This window comes from Corallococcus sp. CA041A, from assembly GCF_003612075.1.
GTDB lineage: Bacteria > Myxococcota > Myxococcia > Myxococcales > Myxococcaceae > Corallococcus > Corallococcus exiguus.
Map to the genome: position 1 here is coordinate 1 of NZ_RAWF01000493.1, position 2,461 is coordinate 2,461.

The following is a 2,461-nucleotide window of genomic DNA, read 5'->3' on the forward strand; positions in this document are numbered from 1 at the left end:
GAGCCGTCCACGGGGAGGGGCCCCGCGGCGCGGGCGGCGGCGAGCAGGCGGAGCGCGGCGTCCTCGGCGGCGTCCTCCGCGGCCAGCTCCGTCATCCTCGCGGCCTTCTGGCGCATCCGGCGCGCGAAGGCGGCCACGCACAGCACGGAGGCGGTGAGCCACAGGAGCGCGGAGCTGGTGGTGAGCGGCAGCCAGCCGTAGCGGGCCGCGAGCCCCTCGCGCCAGTCCTGCTCCTCCAGCAGCAGCGACGTGCGGAAGGCCTTGCCGAAGGCCTGCTCGAAGGGCTCACCCGCGCGCACGCCGTCCACCAGCAGGCCCATGGCGTGCGAGCCGTGCTTGCCGGTGAGGAAGGCCACGAAGGCGGCGCTCTGCGCGTAGGCGATTTCGACGTCCGCGGGCACGTCCGGCCACTCGTCGGACAGGTCCTCGAAGTGGAAGACGCGCTCCTGCGTCACCGCGCGGAAGAGGGCGCTGTAGTGGGCGACGGAGTAGCGCTCGTCCGTGAGGTTCTGCGCCACGCCCTCCTGGAACCAGCGCGGCCAGTCCTTCGCCAGCTGGCCCAGCGCCACGTGCGCCAGCTCGTGCCGCAGCGTGGTGGGCCCCTCCGTGTCGCTCAGGCTGAGCGCGTCCAGCAGGATGATTTGATGCCCGGGGTAGGCGAGCGCCACGGCCCAGCCCGGAGGCTTGCCACCGGGGAGCGCCAGCGCTTCGAATTCCTGGCGGCCCACGCCCAGGCGGATTTCGGTGGTGCCCGGCCAGTCGCGTCCCAGCATCGCGCCGAAGGTGTCCCGCACGCCTTCAATCTGTCCGGCCAGCGCACGGGCCGCGCCCGCCGCCTTCGCGGTGTGCAGGATGACGAAGCGCTGCGTCTTCAGCTCGCCCGCGACGATGGCGGGGCGGGCGTGGGGCACGAGCGCGGCGTCCGTGACGACGGCCTCCGTGGCGTGGATGCCCCGCGGACCTTCGTCCTGCGCGAACACGCCCGGCGAGGCCAGCAGCATCATCAGGAAGGCGAACAGGCGGAGCATGCGTGGCCTCACGGTCCACCAGAGATAACAGCCTCGGCCGCCGCCGCATCAACCCCTTCCACCCTCAATCGCTTACGGCGCGACGTGTCACCCGCCACGAGTGTCACCTGACGACGCGGCACGCCCAGCGTTTTGGCGATGAATTCCACCAGGGCCGCATTCGCTTCGCCATCCACGGGCGGGGCCGCGAGTTGAATCTTCAGCTGGCCGTCATGCTCGCCCACCACCCTGGTGCGGGACGCGCGCGGCTGGACGAGCACCGTCAGCTCCACCCCTGTCTGCACTGCTTTGAGCCAGGGGGCGGGCATGCGGGCAACGCTAGTCGTTGGAGGTGGCCTTCTTCTGCGACAGGAACGCGACGTTGTCCTCCACGCGCGCGTAGTCGCGGTCCGCGAAGGTGGGCGCGGCGAACGTCTCCAGCAGCTTGCGGTGGGCCTCCACCACGGAGCGCACCTGCGACTCGAACTGGGTGCGCTGGCGCTTGAGCTCGTTGATGTCCTCCACCACCTGCACCAGCCTCTGGTGCGCGCCGTGGACGATCTTCTCCGCCTGGTGCTCCGCGTCCGCGATGATGATCTCCGCTTCCTTCTTCGCGGCGTCCTTCAGGTCCTCGCTGATGCGCTGGGCGGTGACCATCGTCTCCTGGAGGGTGCGCTCGCGCTCCTGATGCTGCTCGAGCCGCGCCTGCGTGCGCTTCAGCTCCTCCTTGAGCGCGATGTTCTCCTTCACCACCTCCTCGAACTCGCCGGCGATCAGCTCCAGGTACGCGCCCACTTCGGGACGCGCGAAGCCGCGCATCACCGTCTCGAAGCGCTTCTGCCGGATGTCGAGGGGGGTGATCTTCATGCGCCCCAGTCTAACCCATACACGCGCGCACTCCAGGAATCGGCCCGGCGGGGCAGAGGGGCGTCAGGGCTGGAGAGCAGACAGGCAGGCGTGTTTCAGGGCGCGGCGGCCGGGGCGGCTTCCCACTGCGACGCCACCGAGCGCGCGGCGTTCTGCACCGCGTAGCCCACGCGGCTGTCCGCGGCCACGTCCTGCACCACCCGGCGGGCGGTGGGGGTGCGTTGATACAGAAGACCTCCCAGCGCTTGAATCTTGAGCGCGTCCGGCAGGCGCGGGTGGCGCACGACGTTGCCCAGGATCTCTTCGGCGCGGCGGTGCTGGAAGAGGGCCACCGCGCGCAACGCGGCCTGCTGGATGCGCGGGTTCGGGTCCCAGATGAACGCGGCCAGCGGGTCCAGGGCGCGCGGGTCGCCCAGGAGCGCCAGGTCCTCGATGGCGAGCGTGCGGATCTCCTCCGGCGCGGGCTCCGCCGCCCACAGCAGGCCCCTCAGGAGCGGCTGGTCCGCGGCCACGTCCTGCACCACCCGGCGGGCGGTGGGGGTGCGCTCATACCGAAGACCTCCCAGCGCTGGACTCTTGAGCGCGTC

The 2,461-nt window shown here is 71.2% G+C and carries 4 protein-coding genes; all 4 read right to left on the minus strand.

What is annotated here, in order from left to right; translation table 11 throughout:
* Positions 1–1,028: peptidase MA family metallohydrolase (locus D7V77_RS41520; protein WP_120581669.1), on the minus strand; the 1,028-nt coding region annotated here is incomplete at its 3' end.
* A gap of 8 nt (positions 1,029–1,036) precedes the next feature.
* Positions 1,037–1,336 (minus strand): DUF167 domain-containing protein, encoded by a 300-nt coding sequence (locus D7V77_RS41525; protein ID WP_120581670.1) that lies wholly within the window; start codon positions 1,334–1,336, stop codon positions 1,037–1,039.
* Between the two features lie 10 nt (positions 1,337–1,346).
* On the minus strand, positions 1,347–1,874 hold the full coding sequence (locus D7V77_RS41530; protein ID WP_014397740.1) for a DivIVA domain-containing protein: 528 nt from the start codon (positions 1,872–1,874) through the stop codon (positions 1,347–1,349).
* 95 nt (positions 1,875–1,969) lie between these two features.
* Positions 1,970–2,440, minus strand: a complete 471-nt coding sequence (locus D7V77_RS41535; RefSeq protein ID WP_233597555.1) for a HEAT repeat domain-containing protein — start codon at positions 2,438–2,440, stop codon at positions 1,970–1,972.
* Positions 2,441–2,461: the final 21 nt, after the last annotated feature.

Bases quoted from the DNA above. Each gene is read 5' to 3' on its own strand.
- D7V77_RS41525 (WP_120581670.1), bottom strand. From the start codon at position 1,336: ATGCCCGCCCCCTGGCTCAAAGCAGTGCAGACAGGGGTGGAGCTGACG.
- D7V77_RS41530 (WP_014397740.1), bottom strand. From the start codon at position 1,874: ATGAAGATCACCCCCCTCGACATCCGGCAGAAGCGCTTCGAGACGGTG.